Annotated in this window: 19 protein-coding genes; 12 read left to right on the top strand and 7 right to left on the bottom strand. The window is 69.1% G+C overall.

Features of this window, described 5'->3' with window-relative positions:
- The first annotated feature begins 61 nt into the window (after positions 1-61).
- Positions 62-1,522 (top strand): NAD-dependent succinate-semialdehyde dehydrogenase, encoded by a 1,461-nt coding sequence (locus tag AC0J5J_RS04410; RefSeq protein ID WP_420898558.1) that lies wholly within the window; start codon positions 62-64, stop codon positions 1,520-1,522.
- Between the two features lie 114 nt (positions 1,523-1,636).
- Positions 1,637-3,013, top strand: coding sequence for a flavin monoamine oxidase family protein (locus tag AC0J5J_RS04405; protein ID WP_134425308.1), 1,377 nt, complete (start codon positions 1,637-1,639; stop codon positions 3,011-3,013).
- Positions 3,014-3,150: 137 nt separating this feature from the next.
- Here the strand turns inward: AC0J5J_RS04405 and AC0J5J_RS04400 are convergent, their stop codons facing one another.
- The 3 genes from AC0J5J_RS04400 to pepN all read right to left on the bottom strand — a co-directional run bounded on the left by AC0J5J_RS04400 (position 3,151) and on the right by pepN (position 7,500).
- The gene (locus AC0J5J_RS04400; protein ID WP_474899696.1) at positions 3,151-3,624 is read right to left on the bottom strand and encodes a globin; all 474 of its coding nucleotides are present in this window, start codon (positions 3,622-3,624) and stop codon (positions 3,151-3,153) included.
- The gene (locus tag AC0J5J_RS04395; RefSeq protein ID WP_474899694.1) at positions 3,617-4,849 is read right to left on the bottom strand and encodes a mechanosensitive ion channel family protein; all 1,233 of its coding nucleotides are present in this window, start codon (positions 4,847-4,849) and stop codon (positions 3,617-3,619) included. Before AC0J5J_RS04395 ends, AC0J5J_RS04400 begins: the two co-directional genes overlap by 8 nt.
- Positions 4,850-4,956: 107 nt before the next feature.
- Positions 4,957-7,500, bottom strand: a complete 2,544-nt coding sequence (gene pepN, locus AC0J5J_RS04390) for an aminopeptidase N (RefSeq protein ID WP_474899692.1) — start codon at positions 7,498-7,500, stop codon at positions 4,957-4,959.
- 141 nt (positions 7,501-7,641) lie between these two features.
- Between pepN and AC0J5J_RS04385 the strand changes: the two genes are divergently transcribed.
- Positions 7,642-8,484: a GNAT family N-acetyltransferase gene (locus AC0J5J_RS04385; RefSeq protein ID WP_474899690.1), complete on the top strand. Its 843-nt coding sequence runs from the start codon at positions 7,642-7,644 to the stop codon at positions 8,482-8,484.
- 9 nt (positions 8,485-8,493) lie between these two features.
- Positions 8,494-9,507, top strand: coding sequence for a DUF2332 domain-containing protein (locus AC0J5J_RS04380; protein ID WP_474899688.1), 1,014 nt, complete (start codon positions 8,494-8,496; stop codon positions 9,505-9,507).
- A gap of 32 nt (positions 9,508-9,539) precedes the next feature.
- On the opposite strand, the gene AC0J5J_RS04375 is transcribed toward AC0J5J_RS04380, so the two are convergent.
- The 4 genes from AC0J5J_RS04375 to AC0J5J_RS04360 form a co-directional block, all read right to left on the bottom strand.
- Positions 9,540-9,986 (bottom strand): SRPBCC family protein, encoded by a 447-nt coding sequence (locus tag AC0J5J_RS04375; RefSeq protein ID WP_474899686.1) that lies wholly within the window; start codon positions 9,984-9,986, stop codon positions 9,540-9,542.
- A gap of 39 nt (positions 9,987-10,025) precedes the next feature.
- Positions 10,026-10,670 (bottom strand): dihydrofolate reductase family protein, encoded by a 645-nt coding sequence (locus AC0J5J_RS04370; RefSeq protein WP_474899684.1) that lies wholly within the window; start codon positions 10,668-10,670, stop codon positions 10,026-10,028.
- A 131-nt stretch (positions 10,671-10,801) separates the two neighbouring features.
- Positions 10,802-12,304 carry an SDR family NAD(P)-dependent oxidoreductase gene (locus AC0J5J_RS04365; RefSeq protein ID WP_474899682.1) on the bottom strand — a complete coding sequence of 501 codons (1,503 nt, stop codon included), beginning with the start codon at positions 12,302-12,304 and terminating at the stop codon, positions 10,802-10,804.
- A gap of 113 nt (positions 12,305-12,417) precedes the next feature.
- Positions 12,418-14,010, bottom strand: a complete 1,593-nt coding sequence (locus tag AC0J5J_RS04360) for an MFS transporter (RefSeq protein ID WP_134425300.1) — start codon at positions 14,008-14,010, stop codon at positions 12,418-12,420.
- A gap of 185 nt (positions 14,011-14,195) precedes the next feature.
- Here AC0J5J_RS04360 and AC0J5J_RS04355 point away from each other — a divergent pair, with 185 nt between their 5' ends.
- From AC0J5J_RS04355 to AC0J5J_RS04320, 8 genes are all read left to right on the top strand, one after another.
- A complete protein-coding gene (locus AC0J5J_RS04355) occupies positions 14,196-14,831 on the top strand; it encodes a mycothiol-dependent nitroreductase Rv2466c family protein (RefSeq protein ID WP_474899680.1) in 636 nt (211 codons plus the stop codon).
- 14 nt (positions 14,832-14,845) lie between these two features.
- Positions 14,846-15,334 carry a ribose-5-phosphate isomerase gene (locus AC0J5J_RS04350; RefSeq protein ID WP_474899678.1) on the top strand — a complete coding sequence of 163 codons (489 nt, stop codon included), beginning with the start codon at positions 14,846-14,848 and terminating at the stop codon, positions 15,332-15,334.
- Positions 15,335-15,336: 2 nt separating this feature from the next.
- On the top strand, positions 15,337-16,320 hold the full coding sequence (locus tag AC0J5J_RS04345; protein WP_474899676.1) for an Fpg/Nei family DNA glycosylase: 984 nt from the start codon (positions 15,337-15,339) through the stop codon (positions 16,318-16,320).
- A gap of 42 nt (positions 16,321-16,362) precedes the next feature.
- Positions 16,363-17,001, top strand: coding sequence for an FMN-binding negative transcriptional regulator (locus tag AC0J5J_RS04340; RefSeq protein ID WP_474899674.1), 639 nt, complete (start codon positions 16,363-16,365; stop codon positions 16,999-17,001).
- The gene (locus AC0J5J_RS04335; RefSeq protein WP_474899672.1) at positions 16,998-18,515 is read left to right on the top strand and encodes an amidohydrolase; all 1,518 of its coding nucleotides are present in this window, start codon (positions 16,998-17,000) and stop codon (positions 18,513-18,515) included. Before AC0J5J_RS04340 ends, AC0J5J_RS04335 begins: the two co-directional genes overlap by 4 nt.
- Positions 18,516-18,740: 225 nt before the next feature.
- On the top strand, positions 18,741-20,135 hold the full coding sequence (locus tag AC0J5J_RS04330) for a sensor histidine kinase (protein ID WP_134425295.1): 1,395 nt from the start codon (positions 18,741-18,743) through the stop codon (positions 20,133-20,135).
- Between the two features lie 4 nt (positions 20,136-20,139).
- On the top strand, positions 20,140-20,823 hold the full coding sequence (locus AC0J5J_RS04325) for a response regulator (RefSeq protein ID WP_474899670.1): 684 nt from the start codon (positions 20,140-20,142) through the stop codon (positions 20,821-20,823).
- A 57-nt stretch (positions 20,824-20,880) separates the two neighbouring features.
- Positions 20,881-21,852, top strand: a complete 972-nt coding sequence (locus tag AC0J5J_RS04320) for an L-lactate dehydrogenase (protein WP_134425293.1) — start codon at positions 20,881-20,883, stop codon at positions 21,850-21,852.
- Positions 21,853-21,854 lie beyond the last annotated feature (2 nt).

The raw sequence follows: 21,854 nt of genomic DNA, 5'->3' as shown, positions 1-21,854 counted from the left end.
CCGCAGGACCAACTGGAAGATCCGCACTCATCTCCCGCATCGCAACGGAAAGAGACTCATCGTGACCACTCGTGAAACCGAACTCCTCGCCCGCGTCCCGGACGGCCTCTACATCAACGGCACCTGGCAGCAGGGCGGCGGCGCGGCCATCGAGGTCACCGACCCGGCGACCGGTGCCGTGCTCAAGCGCATCGCGAACGCGGATGCCGCCGACGGCATCCGTGCGCTGGATGCGGCCGTCGAGGCTGCCGAGTCGTGGGCGGCCACCGCGCCGCGGGCACGCGCTGAGATCCTGCGCCGGGCCTTCGACCTGCTCCAGGAGCGACGCGACGACTTCGCGCTGCTGATGACGATGGAGATGGGCAAGCCCCTCGCCGAGGCCAACGGTGAGGTCACCTACGGCGGCGAGTTCCTGCGCTGGTTCAGCGAGGAGGCCGTGCGCGTCAGCGGCCGCTACGGGCAGAACCCCGAGGGCACCGGCACCATGGTGGTCTCACAGCGGCCGGTCGGGCCCTGCCTGCTGATCACGCCGTGGAACTTCCCACTCGCGATGGCCACGCGCAAGATCGCCCCCGCGCTCGCCGCCGGCTGCACGGTCGTCGTCAAGCCCGCCGAGCTCACCCCGCTGACCACGCTCTTCTTCGTGCAGCTGCTCGAAGACGCCGGGGTGCCGGCCGGCGTCGTCAACGTGATCACCACGTCGACCTCCGCCGCCGTGGCCGGGCCGATCATCGCCGACCCCCGTCTGCGCAAGCTCAGCTTCACCGGGTCGACCCAGGTGGGCCGCAAGCTCATCCAGCAGGCCGCCCAGGGCGTGCTGCGCACCTCGATGGAGCTCGGCGGCAACGCCCCGTTCGTCGTCTTCGAAGACGCCGACCTGGACAAGGCCGTCGAGGGCGCGATGCTCGCCAAGTTCCGCAACATCGGCCAGGCCTGCACCGCGGCGAACCGCTTCATCGTGCACGAGTCCGTCGCCGCCGAATTCGCCCGCCGCATCACCGAGCGAGTCGGCGCGCTGAAGATCGGCCGCGGCACCGAAACCGGCGTCACCATCGGCCCGCTCGTCAGCGAGGCTGCCGTCGCCGGCACCGACGCCCTCGTGCAGGACGCACTGGCCCACGGTGCCACCCTGCTCGCCGGCGGCAAGCGCCCCGAGGGTGCCGGCTCCTTCTACGAGCCCACCGTGCTGACGGGGGTGGCGCCGGCCAGCGCCATCCTGACCGAGGAGATCTTCGGCCCGGTCGTCGGCATCGTCACGTTCGCTGACGAGGCCGAGGCCGTGCGCCTGGCCAACTCGACCGAATACGGTTTGATCAGCTACGTCTTCACCCAGGACCTGGCCCGCGGCCAGCGGATGATCGACAAGCTCGAAACCGGAATGATGGGCCTGAACACGGGCCTGGTCTCCAACGCGGCCGCACCGTTCGGCGGTGTCAAGCAGTCCGGTCTGGGCCGCGAGGGCGGACTCGAGGGCATCCAGGAGTACCTGTCCACCAAGTACACCCTGATCCCGGCTTCCTGAGAACCGCATCACCGGTAATACCCGCGGCCGGCCGCACACTCGTGGCCGGCCGCACCACCACCCGCATCACCTGCGTCACCGCAGTTTCGTCCCCCACCCCACCAGCACAACGCAATGGAGCACTCCGTGAGCATCATCGAACGTGACATCGTCATCATCGGCGCCGGCGCAGCCGGCCTCACCGCCGCGACCGAGCTGCGGAAGGCAGGCCTGACGGTGGCCGTGCTCGAAGCGCGCGACCGTGTCGGCGGCCGGCTGCACACCGACGAGATCGACGGCGCAATGCTCGAGATCGGCGGCCAGTGGGTCTCGCCTGACCAGGATGCGCTCAAGGAGACCATCGCCGAGCTGGGCCTGGAAACCTTCGCCCGGTACCGCGAGGGCGAGAGCGTCTACATCAACGCGGAGGGGGAGCGCACCCGGTTCGAGGGAGAGATCTTCCCGGTATCGGCCGACACCGAGCGCGAGATGGTGGCCCTGATATCCACCCTCGACGAGCTCGTGGCCCAGATGGACCCCGACCGTCCCTGGGCGCACCCGCGCGCCGTGGAGCTGGACCAAATCTCCTTCCGCCGCTGGCTCGAGGAGGCGACCGATGACGAGGAAGCCCGCGACAACATCAGCTTGTTCATCGCGGGGGCCATGCTGACCAAACCGGCCCACGCTTTCTCCACTCTCCAGGCCCTGCTGATGGCGGCCAGCGCCGGCAGCTTCAGCAACCTCGTCGACGCCGACTTCATCCTGGACGAGCGGGTCGTCGGCGGGCTGCAGCGGGTGCCGATCCTGCTCGCCGAGAAGCTCGGCGATGACGTCTTCCTCAGCCAGGCCGTGCGTACCGTGCGCTGGAGCGAGGCCGGCGTCAGTGTGCTCACCGACGACCTCGAGGTGCGAGCACGCCGCGTGATCGTGGCCGTGCCGCCCGTGCTGTACACCCGGATCTCCTTCGATCCGCCGTTGCCGCGCCGCCAGCAGATGATGCACCAGCACCTCTCGATGGGCTTCGTGATCAAGGTGCACGCCGTCTACGAGACCCCGTTCTGGCGGGAAGACGGCCTCTCCGGCACGGCCTTCAGCCCCTACGAGCTCTCCCACGAGGCGTACGACAACACGAACTTCGGCGATGCGCGCGGCACCCTGGTCGGCTTCGTCTCCGACGAGGCCGCCGACGGTGTGTTCACCATGTCGGCCGAGGAAAGGAAGCAGCGCATCCTCACCTCGCTCTCGCACTACTTCGGCGAGAAGGCCCTGACGCCCGTCGTCTACTACGAGAGCGACTGGGGTACCGAGGAATGGACGCGTGGCGCCTACGCCGCCAGCTTCGACCTCGGCGGGCTCGCCCGCTTCGGAGCAGACCTGCGCACCCCGGTGGGCCCGATCTTCTTCTCCTGCAGCGACCTCGCCGGTAAGGGCTACCAGCACGTCGACGGCGCCATCCGGATGGGACGCGAGACGGCAGCGGAGATCGTGGCCGGGCTCGACCAGCCGGAGTAGCTCGGCGGAATCCGTCACCTCTGCGTCGCGGCGCAGGTTGTGGAAGCGGGCGCACGGTAGAACGTGCGCCCGCTTCCACAGGGTGCGCCGCGAGTGAGCGGCTGGCCACGGCGCTGGCGCAGCCGCGAGCGCCGGCGCTAGTCGTCGAAGGTGTTGAGCATCGCGAACGCCGCGCGCTCGAGGTAGTCCCAGAGCTGGTCGCGCTGCAACGGCGGCAGGCCGGCCTGATCGACGGCGGCGCGCATGTGGAGGAGCCAGCGATCGCGGGCATCCGGGTTCACCTTGAACGGTTGGTGCCGCTGGCGCAGGCGCGGGTGACCGCGCTGCTTGCTGTAGGTACCCGGACCGCCCCAGTACTGCTCGAGGAACATGGTCAGACGTTCGGCTGCCGGGCCCAGGTCCGCCTCCGGGTACATCGGTTTCAGCACCGGGTCGGTGGCGACCCCGCGGTAGAACTCGTTCACGAGTCCCTCGAAGAACGGCCGACCGCCGACCTGCGCGTAGAACGTGTCGCCGAGCGCGGCCCCGTTCTCCCCGTCGCGCAGGTGGACCGCGCCGGGGGTGGCCGGTGCGGGGCTGCCGGGCAGAGGAGTGCTGGCGTCATCAGTCATCGTGGACCTCCGGATCGGGTGCCGTGTGCGTCGGGGCCTCGGTCTTGGGCGTCGGGGCCTTGGCCGGCTGCGTCCTGACGGGGACGGTCCTGGGCGTGGTTGCCTTCGGCGGGAGGGGTTTGGCGGCCTCCGGCTCCGGGGGAGTCTGGGCGGTGCCCGCGGTCTTGGGCCGGCGGGGGGCGCGCGGTGCCTTGTTCTTGCGCACCGGGATGGGCGCGAGGAAGGGACCCGTTGCAGGATCCGGCATGGCAGCGGCGGCTTCCTCGGCGGCATCGGGGGTGTGCCCGGAGGTCGGGGCGGAGGAAGCGGTGACTGCGCCATCCGTGCCGGCCATGACCACGCTGTTCAGGGGGGTGAGCCCGATGCCGAGCCCGTCGAGGGCCTTCTTGAGGTGCAGGCGCAGGTCGCGGGCGAAGTCCCACTTGGCGGCCACCCGGGTCTTCACGACGAGGCGCACGACGAGGGCCTCCGCCGAGATCGACTCGAGACCCCAGATCTCCGGCTTCTCGAGGATGACCGACCGCCACTTGCGGCTGGAGGCCAGCGCCTTTGCGACGCGCAACAGCTCATTCTGCACGGCCTCGACATCAGACGAGTAGGGGATCGCAAGGTCGATGATCACGCGGGCCCAGCCCTGGGACATGTTGCCGACGCGCAGGATCTCGCCGTTGCGCACGAACCACAGGGTGCCGTCGACGTCACGAACCTGGGTGACCCGGATGCCGACGGTCTCGACGACTCCGGACGCGAAGCCGACGTCAACGACGTCGCCCACGCCGATCTGGTCCTCCACGACCATGAACAGCCCGTTCAGGATGTCCTTGACGATGTTCTGGGCGCCGAAACCGAGGCCGGCGCCGAGCGCGGCCGTGAGCAGGGCGAAGGAGCCGAGGATGTCGCTGTTGGCGGTGTTCACGATCAGCAGGATCGTGACGATCAAGAGCGTCACGTTGATGATGTTCGACAGCACCGAACCCAGCGTGCGGGTGCGTTGCACCACGCGCACGGCGGCCAGTGGCGAGACGCTCAGCGCCTGCGTGTCCTCGACGTTCTGGGTCTTCTTCACGCCCGTCACGATCTGTTGCACCACGCGGTCGATCACGAAGCGCAACACCCAGCGGATCACCAGTGCGCCCACGATGATGGCCACGATGTTGATGATCTTGAGCCACAGGATGATGGAGAAGAAGTCGGTCAGTTCAAGCCAGATTGCGTCAAAGTCCATAACGAGTCGAGTCTACAGAGCCGCGCCCTGTCCAAAACCTGAGGGCCCTGTCGCGCTGGTGCGACAGGGCCCTCGAACGGTGCGGGTGGGACGGATGCTGCGGGTGGCTACTCCGCGTCGCGCGCCTGTGCGGCGAGGGCGCGCTCGACCCCGGCGAGGTTCTCAATCACCAGGCGGCGCAGCGCGAGCGGCTCCGGGTTGGCGTCGAGCCAGGTGCGCGTCGCGGCGACGAGCGCCTGGTTGGCGAGCGGCGCCGGGTACAGGCCGAGCACCAGCTTCTCCGCGATCGAGAAGCTGCGCGCCTCCCAGATCGGCTGCAGCATGGCGAAGTACTGGTCGACGAACGGTTCCAGCAGCGTCGTGTCGTTGGCGCGCAGGATGCCGGCGGCCGTGACGCGCACGATGGTGTTCGGTGCGGTGTCCGCGTCGATCAGTGACGACCAGGCGGCCTGCTTGCCCTCCCGGGTGGGGATGGCGGCGCGCGCCTGGGCGGCCGACTGGGCGCCGGTCGCGGTGTTGTCCGCGGCCAGGGCGGCGTCGATCTCGGCCGCTCCGGCCTTGCCGCCGGCGACCAGGGCGATGAGCAGCTCCCAGGCCAGGTCCGTGTCGATCTCGAGGCCGTCGAGCGGCACCGAGCCGTCCAGGAGCGCGGCGACGGATGCCAGCTGGCTCTCGGTGGACGCAATGGCGGCGAAGAACTTCACGAACTGGAACTGCTCGTCGGTGCCGGCCTCGGCGTGGCGGGCGAGGGACCAGAGCGCGTCCCCGACCTCCTTGATCGTCGCCGTGCGGAATTCCTCCGCGACGTAGTACGTGGCGGCGAGCACGACCTGGCCGAGCACGGTGCGCAGCGTGGTGGACTCGGACTCCGTCGCGACATTGCCGAGCACGAGCGTGATGAAGTCGCGCGCCGAGGTCTCGGCGTCGCGGGTCGCGTCCCAGACGGCACCCCAGATGATGGCGCGGGCCAGGGGGCTCTCGATCGCGGACAGGTTTTCGAGGGCCACCTCCTGCGACGCCGGGTCGAGACGGATCTTGGCGTAGGCCAGGTCGTCGTCGTTGAGCAGAACGAGGTCGGGACGCTTCATACCGAGCAGCGACGGGACATCCGTCTGCTCGCCGTCGACGTCGATCTCGACCCGGTGCGTGCGCACCAGGGTGCCGTCAGCCAGGTCGTAGAAGCCGATGGCGAGGCGGTGCGGGCGGATGGTGGGGTAGTCGGCGGCGGCCGTCTGCAGCACCGTGAAACCGGTGATGATGCCGGTATCGTCGACGGCGATCTCCGGGCGCAGGGTGTTGACGCCCGCGGTTTCGAGCCACAGCTTGGTCCACTGGGTGAGGTCGCGGCCACTGGAGGCCTCGAGTTCGACCATCAGGTCGTTCAGCTCGGTGTTGCCCCACTGGTGCTTCTGGAAGTACGCGGCGACGCCGGTGAAGAATTCGTCGCGGCCGACCCAGGCCACCAGCTGCTTGAGAACGGAGCCGCCCTTGGCATACGTGATGCCGTCGAAGTTGACCTGCACGTCTTCGAGATCGGTGATCGTGGCGGTAATCGGGTGGGTGGAGGGCAGCTGGTCCTGCTTGTAGGCCCAGCTCTTCTCCATCACGGCGAAGGTGGTCCACGCTTCGGTCCACTCGGTGGCCTCGGCGGTGGCCATGGTCGACGCCCACTCGGCGAACGACTCGTTCAGCCACAGGTCGTTCCACCACTTCATGGTGACCAGGTCGCCGAACCACATGTGCGCCAGTTCGTGCAGCACCGTGACGACGCGGCGTTCCTTGATGGCGTCGGTGACCTTGGAACGGAACACGTAGGTTTCCGTGAAAGTGACCGCGCCGGCGTTCTCCATGGCGCCCGCGTTGAACTCCGGCACGAACATCTGGTCGTACTTGTCGAACGGGTACGGGTAGTTGAACTTGCCCTCGAAGTATTCGAAGCCCTGGCGGGTCTTCTCGAACAGGTAGTCGGCGTCGAGGTACTCGAACAGGCTCTTGCGGCAGAAGAGGCCGAGCGGGATGACGCGGCCGTCGCTGGAGGTCAACTCGCTGCGCACGACGGCGTAGGGGCCGGCGACGAGGGCCGTGATGTAGCTGGAGATGGTGTGGGTGGGGGCGAACGCCCAGGTCTTGCTCTCGTTGCCGGCATCCGTCGGTTCGGGCGTGACGGAGTTGGAGATGACCTCCCAGGCGGCGGGGGCGGTGACGGTGAAGGCGAACGTGGCCTTGAGGTCGGGCTGCTCGAACACGGCGAAGACGCGGCGGGAGTCGGGAACCTCGAACTGGCTGTAGAGGTAGACCTCGTTGTCGACCGGGTCGACGAAGCGGTGCAGGCCCTCGCCGGTGTTGGTGTACTCGGCGTCGGCGACGACGATGAGCGTGTTCTCGGCGGCCAGGCCGTCGAGCTGAATCCGGATGCCGTCACTGACGACCGACGGGTCGAGCGCGACTCCGTTGAGCGTCACCGCGTGCACCGTGCGGGTGATCGCGTCGATGAAGGTGGACCCCCCAGGCGTCGCGGTGAAGTGCACCGTGGTCTCGCTGCCGAACGTCTCAGGTCCGGTCGTGAGGTCGAGCGTGACCTCATAGCTCGCAACGGTGACGAGCGCGGCGCGCTCCTGGGCTTCGATCCTGGTGAGGTTCTCTCCGGGCAACGGTTTCTCCATCTCGGTTCAGCGGTGTGCGCGCATGCTGACGCTTGTGACGTGGCGCACGGATACCAAGCCTAGCCAAGGAATATGGTGCCTGCATGGGGGTAAGCGTCTGGATATGGGCTCGGAATAGGGTGAGGCACGATGATGAACCTCGACGAACTGCTTTCCGCCTACGACACCCAGCTGCGGATGCGGGTTCCGACCGACCTGCCGCCGGGCATCCACTACGACCTGCAGGGGCCGGTGCTGCGCGTCTCGGGGCGGCACCAGGGGTTCGTGGAGACGGCCCGCGACGTCGGGGTGACCGGCGCCGAGCTTGACGCGCTGATCAGGGAACAGCGCGACGTCTTCGCGGCCCGTGGCGAAGCCGTGGAGTGGAAGACCCGCAATCACGATCTGCCGGTCGACCTTCCGGACCGCCTGTTCGCGGCCGGTTTCCTGCCCGACGAACCGGAGACGGTCGTGGTGGCCGAGACCGCACGCGTCGGCGCGGAGCCCGTGCTGCCGGCTGGCGTGACGATGCGGCAGGCCCACAGCCGATCCGATTTCGAGCGCATCGCCGCGCTGCAGACCCAGGTTTGGGATTCGGACCATTCCTGGCTGGCCGACCAGCTGGAGACAAGTGCGCGCGCGGCACCGCACGACGTGCTCGTCTTCGTCGCGGAGGCCGGCGGCGAGGTAGTCTCCTCGTGCCGTCTCGAATTCACTTCGGGAACGGACTTCGCGGGGCTCTGGGGCGGCTCGACTCTGGCCGCGTGGCGGGGCCGCGGTCTCTACCGGGCGCTGGTGGCCCACCGTGCTCGGCTCGCGCAGGAGCGCGGGGTGCGCTACCTGCAGGTGGACGCCTCCGCAGACAGCGCACCGATCCTGTTCCGGTTGGGCTTCCAGGCCTTGACCATGACGACCCCGTACATCTGGACCCCACCCGCTGCCGGTGGACAGGAATCACCTCCCCGCCCGCCCATGGAATCGCTCACGGAATAGGGTGTCGGCATGAGAGCGAGCACCGACCCGCTGGCGGCGACGTCCGACCGCTACCGCCAGTTCGCCGAGGTGGAGGCGCGCGGCCTGAGCGCCTGCTACGAGGCGTGGGCGCGCGGGGTCGCGGAGGACCCGGTCACCATTGCCCGGATCGACCGTCTCCCGGCCCCGAAACGGCAGCCGAACCTGGTCTTCAGCACGGCGCGGTTCACCGGCGCTCCGGTCTCGGGGTATGCCGCCTTCGCGGCCTGGCTGGCCGCGCACTGGGCCGCCGTCGAGGAAACCTGTCTCAGCCACTCCACCCAGACGAACGAACCTGCCCGCTGCGCTGTTCTGCTCCCGGCGCTCGCCGCGATTCCCGGACCGCTCGCGCTGATCGAGGTAGGGGCATCCGCGGGGTTGTGCCTGTACCCCGACCGGTACAGCTACCGGTATGCGGACGGCGACGGAGCCGAACGGATGCTGCATCCCGTCTCAGGGCCGAGTGCGGTCGTCCTCGACTGCACCACCACGGGACCGGTGCCGGTGCCGCCCGGCCTGCCCACCGTGGTCTGGCGGGCCGGCATCGACCTCAACCCGCTCTCCGTGCACGACGAGACCGACGTGGCCTGGCTGGACGCGCTGATCTGGCCGGAGCATGATGATCGCCGCGCGAGGCTGCGTGCAGCGGTGACCGTCGCCCGGGCGGAACCGGCCCGCATCGTGCGCGGGGACCTCAATGAGCAGATCGTGACGCTCGTCGCCCAGGCGCCCGCCGGGGCCACCGTGGTCGTGTTCCATACTGCGGTGCTCGCCTACCTCGACGAGGCGGCCACGCGCCGGTTCACGGCGACGCTCGCGCGGCTGCCCGTGCGCTGGCTGTCGAACGAGGGACGGAACGTCGTGCCCGCGGTCAGTGAACGGATGCGATCGGTCCCCGCCGCATCCACCGACTTCGTGCTGGCCCTCGACGCCGAGCCCATCGCCTACACGCAGCCGCACGGTCGGGCCCTGCACTGGCTTGCCGACGAAGACGGTCTCGGCTGACGCCCCGGCAGGGCCTGCTTTGGCGGCGCGGCTCAGCGTGCCTCGGCGAGGTCCTTGAGCGTGGCGAGAGCGACCGGCCAGAGCTCGTCGAACATCGACACGTACTCCTCCTCGGTGTCGACCGCCACCTCGACAATGGTGACGCCGTCGGACTCGCTGAAGGAGTAGCTCTCGAGGGCGCCGGAGAACAGCGCCTCGTCACCGGTGCGTTCGACACCCTTCATGATGTCTCCGAAATATTCGACGGTGACGAGCTCGTCCGGCCGGTTTTCGATGACGGTGCCGATCATGCCGCCGATCGCACCGTCTTCGTCGGGCCCCAGGAAACGGATCTCGCTGCCGAGATCCCAACTGCCTTCGTAGTGGGAACCCTCGTTGAACGCGCTCGCCCACTCCTGGTACGTGTCGTCGTCGAGCATCGTGGTCCAGACGGTGTGCGCGGGGGCTTCGATTCGAACGGTGTAGTGGAGTTTTTCCATGCGGGGAGTGTAGCTCCGCCTCGCGGCGACCGCGAGAGATCAGTGCTGCTCCCGGACCGCCTCCGCGCCGCCCTCCGGCATCTCGAGGTCGGCGGTCACGAAGGTCGTCGGGCGGAAAGTCAGACCGACCGCTCCGGCATTGGTCGTCACGCACTGCTCCAGTGTGAACGTCGACGGCACGGAGCCCGAGTCGAAGAGCCGCTTGCCCTGGCCGACGACGACGGGGAAGTAAATCAGCCGGTATTCGTCCACCAGGCCCGCGTCGTACAGGGAGCGGGCCAGGAGGCAACTGCCGTGCACCTGCAACTCGCGCCCCGGCCGGGCCTTGAGCTGTGCCACCGACTCGAGGATGTCCGTGGCGACCACGGTGGAGTTGTTCCAGGTCGGGTCCGTGAGTGTGGTCGAGACCACGTACTTCGGCAGTCCGTTGAGGGCTGTCGCCACCGGGTTGTCCGGGTCGGTGACCTGCTCCCAGTACGCCTGCATCATCTGGTACGTCGTGCGTCCGAGCAGGATTGCGTCGGCCGCGGCGAACCAGCCGTCGACGATCCGACCGAACCCCTCGTCGGCGTGGGGGACGAGCCAGCCCCCGCGCTCGAAGCCGCCGGAGGTGTCCTCGTCCAGGCCTCCCGGGCCCTGCATGACGCCATCCAGGGTGAGGAAGATGTTGACCGTGAGCTTCATTGCCGCCCTCTCCGTGCACTGAGGCAGCACGGCTGGCTGCCTTCGGGCCCAGCGTCGACCGGTGCTCGCGGGCTGTCAACCGCCGCCAACCGCCGTGAACCGTCGCCGACCGCTGCATCACCCGCGGAGCGTCACCAGGTGCCGGGCTTGTAGTCCTTCAGAAAGACGCCGCAGAGGTCTTCGCCGGCCTCGCCGCGCACGATCGGGTCGTAGACCCGGGCCGCGCCGTCGACCAGGTCGAGGGGCGCGTGGAAGCCCTCCTCGGCGAGGCGGATTTTGGTGGGGTGCGGCCGCTCATCCGTGATCCAGCCGGTGTCGACGCTGGTCATCAGGATGCCGTCGGACAGCATCTCCTTCGCGCTGGTGCGGGTGAGCATGTTCAGCGCGGCCTTGGCCATGTTCGTGTGCGGGTGGCCTGGACCCTTGTACCCGCGGCCGAACACGCCCTCCATCGCCGACACGTTCACGATGTAGGTGCGGCGGGCGTCGGATGCCGCGAGCGAGGACCGCAGACGGCTCACCAGCAGGAACGGGGCCGTGGTGTTGCAGAGCTGCACCTCCAGCATCTCCAACGGGTCGACGTCTTGCACATTCGCGGTCCAGCTGTTCTCGTCGTGCAGGTCGGGCACGAGCCCGCCGGCGTCGATCGCGGTGCCGGCGGCGAGTCGCTCGAGCGATGAGGAGCCCGGCGCGAGGGCCAAAGCGGTCAGATCGTCGGCGGTGAGCGCGCCGGTGGCGCCGGCCGCCGCGGCCAGGATCGGGTGGCTGGTGACGGATGCCGCCAGCGCGGTGGGGTGCGCGTCGCTGGTGTGCCCGAACGTGACGATCTCCGGGATGACGCCCTCCGGCAGCGGCGACTGCTCCGCCTCGACCAGCATCGAGTAGGAGCCGGGGGAGCGGCGCACGGTCTGGGCGGCGTTGTTGATCAGGATGTCCAGCGGTCCGGCCGCGGCGACGGAGTCGGCCAGGCCGATCACCTGGGCCGGGTCGCGCAGGTCGATCCCGACGATGCGCAGGCGGTGCAGCCAGTCGCCCGAGTCGGGCATGGCGCTGAAGCGGCGCACCGCGTCGCGCGGGAACCGGGTGGTGATGGTGGTGTGGGCGCCGTCGCGCAGCAGGCGCAGGGCGATGTACATGCCGATCTTCGCGCGGCCGCCCGTGAGCAGGGCGCGCTTGCCGGTCAGGTCGGTGCGGGCGTCCCGCTTCTCGTGGCTCATGGCCGCGCAGGTGGGGCAGAGCTGGTGGTAGAAGGCGTCGACCAGGGTGTACTTCTGCTTGCAGATGTAGCAGGCGCGCGGCACGAGCAACTCGCCGGCCGACGCCTGCTCGGTGCCGAGGCGCAGCTGGGCGCCGACGGTCTCGTCGTCGATGCGGGTGGGGGCGCCGGTCGCGGTCGCGGCGATCACCTGACGGTCGGCATCCGCTATCGCCTGCCGCTTCTCGCCGCGGCGCACCATCTTCACGGACTTGAACATCTTGGCGGTGGCCTGCCGCACGGTGACGAAGTCGGGGTCTTCGGGGTCGATCTCGCTGAGGGAGGCAAGCACGCGCAGCGCGATCGCCATCTCGGCAGGGTCGATGCCCGGGGAGGACTCGGCCACGGGAGCGGGCTCGGTCGAAGGCGTCGTGGTCATCGGACAAGTCTACGATCCTCTCCCCAACCAACTGTTGCCCGGCCGGACGACTGTTGCCGGTGTAGCGGCAACAGTCGTCCGATCGGGCAACAGTCGTGGAGCGGAGCGGGTGGCTAGACCTTCAGCGGCTCGGGCTCGGGCTCGGCCTCTGTCTCCGTCATCAGAGATGACAGGTCCATCGACGAGGTCGGCGGCTCGTACGTCTCATCGAACGGCATCTCGTCGGTGTCCAGGGTGGGGTTGTCGTCCTGGGTGGCGACGAGCTCCCGGGCCTCGAAGACCGTATCCACGCTGGGCATGGACCCGAGCAGCGGGCGCCCGGCCGACTCGCGCAGGAAGAAGATCGCGACGGCACCGATGACGGATGTCCCCATCAGGTAGTACGCCGGCATCATGTCGTTCTCGGTCGTGGCGATCAGCGCCGCGATGATGAACGGCGTGGTGCCACCGAAGATGGCCACCGAGAAGTTGTAGGCGATGCCCATTGCGCCGTAACGGCTTTCGGTCGGGAACAGCGCCGGCAGGGCCGAAGCGAGGTTGGCGACGTAGAACGTGACGGGCAGGGCGATCAGGGCCAGGCCGAGCAGTGTCGTCCAGATTTCTCCGATGTCGATCAGCAGGAAGGCGGGGATGGACAGCACGATGGCACTGGACGCACCCATCCAGAGCACGGGGCGGCGGCCGATCTTGTCCGACAGACGGCCGGCCAGGGGGATGCAGAGCGCCATGACGACGAGGATCGGGATGGTCAGCAGCGTGCCGTGCAACTCGTCGTAGCCCTTGGTGGCCGTGAGGTAGGTGGGCATGTACGAGGTGAGTGCGTAGCCGAGCGTGTTGGCCGCTGCAACGAGGAGCATCGCGACGATGATGCCCCGCCAGTGGTTCTTGAAGATGCTCAGCGGGCCGTTGGACGCGGCGGACTCGTCGGTGAACGACGGGTCGGTGGCGGCCAGTTCCTTGGCGTCCAGGGTGGCCTGGAAGGTGGGGGATTCCTCGATCTTCAGACGGAACCAGATGGCGATCAGGCCGAGCGGTCCGGCGATCAGGAACGGGATGCGCCAGCCCCAGTCCTCCATCACGGGCTGCCCGAGGGTGACCTGCAGGATGGAGACGAGCGCGGCGCCGATGGCGAAACCGAGGTAGCTGCCCATGTCGAGCAGGCTGGCGAAGAAGCCACGGTGCTTGTCAGGCGAGTGCTCGCTGACGAAGGTGGTCGCACCGGCGTACTCGCCACCGGTCGAGAAGCCCTGCACGAGCTTGGTGAAGACCAACAGGGCGGCGGCGAGCATGCCCACCTGGGCGTAGCCGGGCAGAAGGCCCACGGCAAAAGTGGATGCGGCCATCAGCATCAGGGTCATCGACAGCACCTTCTGCCGGCCGATCTTGTCCCCGAGCCAGCCGAAGAACACACCACCCAGCGGGCGGGCGATGAAGGTCGCGGCGAAGGTGCCGAGCAGGAACAGGGTCTGCACCGTCGGGTCGGATTCGGGCAGGAAGACCGGGCCCATGGTCGTGATCAGGTAGCCGAACACGCCGACGTCGTACCATTCCATCGTGTTTCCGACGATGGTTCCGCCGAGCGCTTTCTTGAGTCTCGACTGATCGACCACGTTCACGTGGGACACCTTTAATCGGCGCTGCAGAAGCGGTTTCTTGGTCTTCATCGCGGTGCCGTCGGCGCCGGAATATGAGGTAGTTCTGGGCATTGGAGCTTCTCTCGGGTAGATCACGGTGTTACGAAAATTGAGGGCCCGCTTTCGGGCATAACGAATAATTTTAGCCGAAAATAGGCAATAACCAGACATTTTGCTGGGGATACCCCCTCTGGACAGGGGTTTACCTGAGGCTCCCACCGGCACTTTCTCAGCGAGCGGAGACCTAGGCTGGCCTCATGGCTGACTCTGTGAAGTTCTGGTTCGACCCCTCCTGCCCCTGGGCCTGGATGACCTCTCGGTGGGTGAATGAGGTCTCCGCCCTGCGCGGATTCGACGTCGAGTGGAAAGTGATGAGTCTCGCCGTTCTGAACGAGGACCAGGACGTGTCCGAGGAGTACCGGGCATTCTTCCCGCGGGCACTGAAATACACCCGACTGGTGACGGCCGCGCAGGAACTGCACGGCCAGAACACGGTCAAGGCGCTCTACGACGCCCTCGGCGTCCGCATCCACCCCGGTGGCAGCATCAACCCTGACGAGGTCATCCCGGCCGCGCTCGCCGAGGTGGGCCTGCCGGCATCCTTCGCCGACTGGGCCGACAGCGACCACTACGACGTGCAGATGCGGGCCAGCCACTTCGACGGTATGGAACGGGTCGGCCAGGATGTCGGAACCCCCGTCATCGCCGTCAACGACGTGGCGTTCTTCGGTCCGGTCATCTCGCCCGCACCGAGCGGCGACGCGGCTCTCAAGCTCTGGGACGGCGTGGTGGCCGTCGCCGGCTACGACGGCTTCTTCGAGATGAAGCGCTCGCGCACCGTCGGACCCATCTTCGCCCCGGTGACCACGGTACCGGCCGCGTCGGCCGAGTAAATAGAATCGGATGCATGCGCATCCACATCGCCACTGACCACGCCGGACTCGATTTCAGTCACCAGCTGGTCACGCACCTCACCCTGGCCGGCCACGATGTTGTGGACCACGGACCGAAGGTCTACGACGCCCTCGACGACTACCCCGCTTTCTGCATCCGGGCGGCCGAGGCCGTCGTCGCCGATCTGTCCCGGGGAGTCGACGCGCTCGGCGTCGTGTTCGGCGGCTCGGGCAATGGCGAGCAGATGGCGGCGAACAAGGTGAAGGGCGTGCGCGCCGCGCTGGTCTGGAGCCTCAGCACCGCCAAGCTCGCCCGCGAGCACAACGACGCGAACGTCATCTCGATCGGCGCCCGGCAGCACCCCATCGAGGACGCCATCGACTTCATCGACGCCTTCATCGCCGAACCGTTCCCCGGCGACGAACGACACTGCCGCCGCATCCTGCAGCTGGCGGAGTACGAAACCCACTGCACCATCAACGGCACGCGTCTCGCCGACTAACCGTGCCCGAGGGTCATTCCGTCCATCGCATCGCTCGCCAGTTCGCCCGTAACTTCGTGGGCAAACGAATTCGGTTGTCGTCACCGCAGGGCCGGTTCGTCGACGGTGCGGCGATGCTCGACGGCCACATCATGACGGATGCCCGTGCCGTCGGAAAGCAGATGTTCCTGGAGTTCGACCACGGGCTCTGGTTGCGCGTGCACCTGGGGCTCTACGGGGCCTGGGACTTCGCCGGGGACATCCACGCGAACGGCACGGACGCCGCCCTCAGGAATCGCAGGCGGCGTCCGATCGCGCGCGTGGCGGATGATCAGATGCTCGACTCGGCCGGCGAGGACTCCCTGCACAGCATCGGCGCCCCCCGCCTGACCCGGCTTCGGATGGCGGAGGGCGAGAAGGTCAGCATCGAACCCGACGGCTTCCCGCCCGAACCCATCGGCCAGGTACGGGTGCGCCTGCTGGCGGATGACGTCGTGGCGGACCTGCGCGGGCCCACGGCCTGCGTGGTGCTCGACCCTCAGGAGGTGCAGGTGGCGATGGACCGCCTCGGCCCTGACCCCCTGCTCGATGACGGCCCCGCCGCCGAGGACCGCTTCGTCACGGTGGTGCGGAAGAAGCCCACCCCGATCGGTCGCCTTCTGATGGACCAGTTGGTGGTCAGCGGCATCGGCAACGTCTACCGGGCGGAGCTTTTGTTCCGGGCGGGGCTGAATCCTCACGCGCCGGGCAAGTCGCTCAGCGACGAGCAGGCCCGGGCCCTCTGGCGTGACTGGGCGCACCTGCTGAAGATCGGCGTGACGACCGGGCAGATGCTGACCATGGACGGGCTCGGCGACGCTGCCTATGGGCGCGCCCTGCGCAGACGGGCCGACCGGCACTGGGTCTACAAGCGCGAGGGACTGCCCTGCCGGGTCTGCGGCACCCACATCGCCCTCGAGGAGATGGCCGCCCGCAAGCTGTACTGGTGCCCCACGTGCCAGACCTGACCTGCTCCACCTGATCTGCCCCACGACCAGAACGGGAAACCGATGAGACACAACCCCAGTTTCGCGCTCGACGACCCGGCCGAGATCCGCCGTCTCATCCGGGAGAACCCGTGGGCCACCCTGATCAGTCACACGGATGCGGGCCTGGTGGCCTCGCACTATCCCGTGCTGCTCGACGAGCAGTCCGAGGAGGCCGACGAGGTGGTGCTGGTCAGTCACGTGGGGCGTCCCGACGAGGCGCTGCACGAGCTCGGCCGACATGAGGTGCTGGTGATCATCCAGGGTCCCCACGGCTACATCTCGCCGGGCTGGTACGACGAGAAGCCCGCCGTGCCCACCTGGAATTTCGTCACGGCGCACCTGTACGGCACGCCCGAGGTGCTCAGTGACGAGGAGAACCTGCGGGTGCTGGACCGACTGGTCGACCATTTCGAAGAGCGGATGCCTGAGCCGCGCCGCCTGTTCGGCACCCCGGCCAACGCCGCCTATGCCGCGCGCATCGTGGCCGGCACGGTCGGCTTCCGCCTCAGGGTGAGCCGCCTGACCGCCAAGAGCAAGCTCAGCCAGAACAAACCGGCCGAGACCGTGGCGCGCATCCTGGGCGAACTCGACGGCGACGGGCCCTACGCGAGCCCGGCTCTCGCCGCCGTAATGCGCCGGGCGAACGAGGTGGACCGGTGAGCGAGGACAGGCCCGCAGCGCCACTCATCCCGACGCCCGCGGCGGCACCGCCGCTGGTGTTGCGGAACGGCCGGCTGCCGGGCAGCGACGAGATCGTCGACACGCTCATCGTCGACGGCCGGGTGCGCCGGCTCGGGTACCTCGGTCAGGCGGCGGCGGGCATCCGTTCGGTCGACCTGGCCGAGCGCTGGCTGATCCCGGGCCTCTGGGACAACCACGTTCATTTCAGCCAGTGGGCGCAGACGAAGCAGCGGCTGGATCTGACCGGCGCGAGCAGCGCCGCGGCCGTGGCGGCCCTCGTCGCCGGGTGGGCGCCCGGTGTGGGCTCGGGGGAGACCCTGGTCGGGTTCGGGTTCCGCGACGGTCTCTGGCCGGATGCCCCGAGCCGGGCCCTGCTGGACGCCGCCGCGGGCACCGTTCCGGTCGTGCTGATCAGCGGCGACCTGCACGCCTGCTGGCTGAATTCGGCCGCGCTCGCCCGGCACGGTCACCCGGAGCACCCCACCGGACTGCTCCGGGAAGAGGACTGCTTCGCCGTGGTGCGGGCGCTCGCCGAGGTGCCCGACACTGTGATGGACGCCTGGGCCGACAGCGCCGCCCGAGTCGCGGCATCCCGCGGGGTGGTGGGAATCGTCGACCTGGAGATGAACTGGAACCTCGCCACCTGGCAGCGGCGCATCCAGGGCGGCACCGACGCGTTGCGGGTCGAGTTCGGCGTCTACACGCAGCATCTGGAGCGTGCCATCGCCCTCGGGTTGCGGAGTGGGGCCGGCATCGCCGAAACCGGCGGGCTGCTCACGGTGGGACCCTACAAGGTGATCACCGACGGGTCGCTGAACACCCGCACCGCGTACTGCGTCGACGAGTACCCCGGCCTGGAGGGGCAGCCCGGGTCGCACGGGCAGCTGAACGTGCCGCCGGAGGAACTGCTCACGCACCTCGCCCGGGCCGTCGCCGCGGGCCTCCGCCCCGCCGTGCACGCCATCGGCGACCGCGCCAACGCGCTCGCGCTCGACGCGTTCGAGCAGCTCGGCTGCCCCGGAAGCATCGAGCACGCCCAGCTTCTCGCACCGGAGGACGTCGCCCGCTTCGCCCGGCTGGGCGTGGTGGCGAGCGTTCAGCCCGAGCACGCCCTCGACGACCGGGACGTCGCCGACCGCTACTGGGCGGGACGCACCGACCGGGCCTTCGTGCTGAAGAGCCTGCTGGACGCCGGGGTCACACTCGCGCTCGGGTCCGACGCCCCGGTCGCCCCGCTGGACCCGTGGGTGGGCATCGCCGCCGCTGTGGGACGCACCCGCGACGGCCGCGAACCCTGGCACGCCGAACAGTCCGTTTCGCGGCAGGCCGCGCTGGCCGCATCCGCCCGCGGCAGGCACCGCGTCCTGGCGGGTGACGTCGCCGACCTCGCGGTCTGTGAGATCGACCCGTTCGTCGCCTCCGTGCCCGATCTGCGACGGATGCCCGTGGCCGCCACCCTGCTCGCCGGCCGCTTCACCCACACCGCCCTCTGACCGCCGCCCGGCAGTCGAGCCCCGGCAGTCGAGACCCGGTGGTCGAGCTTGTCGAGACCCGGCAGTCGAGCCCCGGCAGTCGAGCCCCGGTGGTCGAGCTTGTCGAGACCCCCCCCTCCACCCAAGAGCCGGGGGTTACCCCCCGCCGTCATCCGGTTGCCAGCGGGATGTCGCCGGATTCGACCAGCGATCAGGCTGAATCCGACAGACTTACCGGAGGACACCATGACCCAGCCGACCGAAACCCCCCGACGCAGCACCGGCTACGGCGCGCTCTGGCGCCGAGCCCCCCGGGAAGCGCTCTTCCTGCTGCTGACCCTCCCGGTGGCCGTGATCGCGCTCGCCGTGCTGAGCACCGTCTTCTTCACGGGCGTGGGGCTGCTCGCCGTCATCGTCGGGATCGTCGTGGTCGTGGCGGCCCTGTACCTCGCCCGCGGCTTCGGCCTGGTCGAACTCGCGCGTCTGCGCTGGGCCGGCCAGCCTGCCATCACCCCGCCGCGGTGGGACGCCCCGGGGGAGCCTGCCTCCACCCTCCGCGCCCTGCTCGGCCCGCTCGTCAACGGGCACTACTGGCTCTACCTGCTGCACGGCATGGTCGTGAACGTCGTGCTCGGCCTGGTCAGCTGGACTCTCACGGTGATCTGGTTGTCGGTGGGGCTCGGCGGTATCAGCTACTGGTTCTGGGGGCGCTTCCTGACCGGCACCGACGGCGTCTGGCTGCACGACGTGATCCTCGACTGGATGCTGCCGGGCAACACGGTGCAGATCGACCCGCTGCTGGGCGAGAGCATCTTCCAGCTCGCACTCGGCCTGATCTTCGTGCTCACCCTGCCGTTCATCACGCACGCTTTCACCCTGCTGCACCAGTTCACGGCCCGCGGAATCCTGGGTGCCTGGCGGTCCGAGGCGTTGCAGCGCGAGGTCGCCGACCTCAGCGCGTCGCGCGGGGCGGCCGTCTCGGCGGAGGACCAGTCCCTGCGGCGCCTGGAACGGGACATCCATGACGGCCCGCAGCAGCGCCTGGTGAGGCTGCAGATGGACCTCGCCAGCGCCGAACGCAAGCTCGGCACCGACCCGGAGGCCGCCCGCACGCTGATCGCCGAGGCCCGGGAACAGGCGCACGACACCCTGGAGGAGTTGCGGGCGCTGTCCCGCGGGCTGGTGCCGCCCATCCTGCAGGACCGCGGCCTCCTCGCCGGTCTCGAGTCCCTCGCGGCGCGCAGCACCATCCCGGTGCGGCTCGAACTGCAGGTCGATCCCGCGCTGCGGCTGCCCAGCGAGATCGAGCGCAGCGCATATTTCGTGGCCGCGGAGCTGCTCACGAACGCCGCCAAGCACTCCCGGGCCACGAGCATCCGTCTGCATCTGGCGCTGCGCGGCGTGCCGGGGGACGAGAGCACCGGCGCCGCCGGCGCCACCTGGCTCGACCTCTGGGTGATCGACGACGGCATCGGCGGGGCGCGGCTGATCGACGCCCACGGCCTGCAGGGGCTCGACGAGCGCCTCCGCGGCCTCCGCGGCGTGCTCTCGGTGCGGAGCCCCGATGGCGGACCGACCGCGATCGGGGCCCATATCCCGCTGCCCGCGGCCGGGCCGGCGCGCGTCGTCACCGTATCCTGAACGGATGACCGCCCTCGCCCCAGCCCTGCCCCCGGCCACCACGCCGCCGCTGCGGATCGTGCTGGCCGAAGACTCGGTGCTGCTCCGCGAGGGCCTGATCCGACTGTTCGACGAGGCAGGGTTCGAGACCGTCGCCTCCTACGGCGATGCGGATGCCCTGCTCGCCGAGGTCGACGCCGTGCGGCCCGACATTGCCGTGCTCGACGTGCGGATGCCGCCGACCTTCCGGGACGAGGGCGTGCGGGCCGCGCTGGAACTGCGCCGCAGACTGCCCTCGGTGGGCATCCTGCTGCTCAGCCAGTACGTGGAGGGCACCTATGCGCACGAGCTGCTCGCCGCCGGCAACGGGGGACTGGGCTACCTGCTCAAGGACCGGGTGGCTTCGCTCGAGGAACTGCGCGACGCCGTCAACCGGATCAGCGCCGGTGGAACCGTGCTCGACCCGCAGGTCGTGCGTGAGCTGTTGGCCCGGCGCACCGACCCGCTCGCGGCCCTCACGCCGCGGGAGCGTGACGTGCTCGGGCTGATGGCGGAGGGGCGCACCAACGCGGCCATCTCCGCCCTGCTCGTGATCGGGGTCGGCGCGGTCGAGAAGAACGTCACGTCGATCTTCCAGAAGCTGGGGCTCGACGACTCGGGTTCGGACCACCGCCGGGTGCTGGCCGTGCTCACCTACCTGCGACACTGAACGTTTGCTGAGCATCCGGATGTCCGGGCCCGGCTCAGTGAGGAGCAGAATCGACTCATGAGTGAGATCGAGAATTCCAAGCTGGCCATCATCGGAGCCGGGGCTGTCGGGTCGTCCCTGGCCTACGCTGCGCTGATCCGGCAGTCCGCACGCGAAGTGGTGCTGTACGACATCAACGGGCCCAAGGTGGAGGCGGAGGTTCTCGACCTGGCCCACGGCACCCAGTTCACCGGCGCCTCCTGCGTGGCCGGCGGCAGCGACCTCGACGCCATCGCCGGCGCGAACATGGTTGTGATCACGGCCGGCGCCCGGCAGCACCCCGGTCAGTCCCGCCTCGAGATGGCGGGCGTCAACGTCGGGATCCTGCGGGAGCTGATGCCCAAGCTGGTTGAGCGGGCCCCCGACGCCGTCTACATGCTCGTCACCAACCCCTGCGACGTGCTGGCCTACGCGGCCCGCCAGTTCAGCGGGCTGCCGGCCGCACGGGTCTTCGGATCCGGCACGGTGCTCGACTCGTCCCGGCTGCGCTGGATGCTCGCGCACCGGGTGGGGGTCGCGATCGCCAACGTGCACGCCGTGATCGTCGGCGAACACGGCGACTCGGAGTTCCCGCTCTGGTCGCAGGCTCGGATCGGCCCGATCTCCCTGGCCCAGTGGGTGCAGGACGACATCTCGCCCAAGGGTCTGGTGCCGTTCTCCGAGGCGGAGTTCGAGGCCATCACCGAAAGCGTGAAGTCCGCGGCCTACAAGGTCATCGCCGGTAAGGGCGCCACGAACTACGCGATCGGGCTCTCCGGCGCCCGCATCGTCGAGGCCGTGCTGCGCGACGAGGGCGCGGTTCTGCCGGTCAGCTCGGTTCTCACCGACTACCGCGGCATCAGCAACGTGGCACTCTCCGTGCCGAGCGTGATCAACGCCGAGGGCGTCTCGCGCGTGATCGAGGTGCCCTTCAACGACAAGGAGCAGGAACTGTTCGAGCACTCGGCGGCCACGCTGCGGGCGACCCTGGACGGACTCGGCCTCGACTGAGC

This window comes from Cryobacterium sp. TS_SC_7 (assembly GCF_056156285.1).
The sequence above is the reverse complement of the archived record's forward strand: the minus strand, read 5'-3'. Positions and strand labels throughout refer to the sequence as shown.